Source organism: Phyllobacterium sp. YR531 (assembly GCF_000282595.1).
Classification (GTDB): Bacteria; Pseudomonadota; Alphaproteobacteria; order Rhizobiales; family Rhizobiaceae; genus Phyllobacterium.
The window spans coordinates 1-606 of the sequence record NZ_AKIZ01000027.1; the positions used below are offsets into that span (position 1 = coordinate 1).

Annotated in this window: 1 protein-coding gene; it reads left to right on the plus strand. The window is 60.9% G+C overall.

Annotation, left to right across the window (positions count from 1 at the left end; genetic code table 11):
• Positions 1–606 (plus strand): 5-deoxy-glucuronate isomerase (gene iolB, locus PMI41_RS17150; protein ID WP_008126934.1); only part of this gene is annotated, 606 nt, incomplete at both ends.

Below are 606 nucleotides of genomic sequence, written 5' to 3' on the forward strand. Positions count from 1 at the left end.
TCGTCATGGTCGAGGGAAAAGCCGCCGTCGCCGCCGCCAGCGAGGACTGGGGCGTACTCGGTGAACGCATGAACGTGTTCGAAAAGACGCCGCCGCATTGCCTCTATGTGCCGAACGGGGAAAACTGGGTGGCTGTCGCCGCAACCGACTGCACGATCGCGGTCTGCGCCGCCCCAGGCAGGGGCGGCCACAAGGCCCGCCGCATCGGCCCGCACGGCATCACGCTGACGGAACGGGGCAAGGGTACGAATACGCGCTACATCAACAACATTGCGATGGAAAACGAGGATTACTGCGACTCGCTCCTCGTCACCGAGGTGTTCACACCTGCAGGCCATTGGTCGAGCTATCCGTCGCACCGTCACGACGAGGATGACTTTCCGCGCATCACATATCTCGAGGAAACCTATTACCACCGGCTGAACCCCGTTGACGGTTTCGGCATCCAGCGTGTCTATACAGACGATGGATCGCTCGATGAAACCATGGCCATCGCGGATGGTGACGTCGTCCTCGTACCTCGCGGCCACCACCCATGCGGCGCGCCCTATGGTTTCGAAATGTACTACCTGAACGTCATGGCCGGACCTTTACGGAAATGGCGAT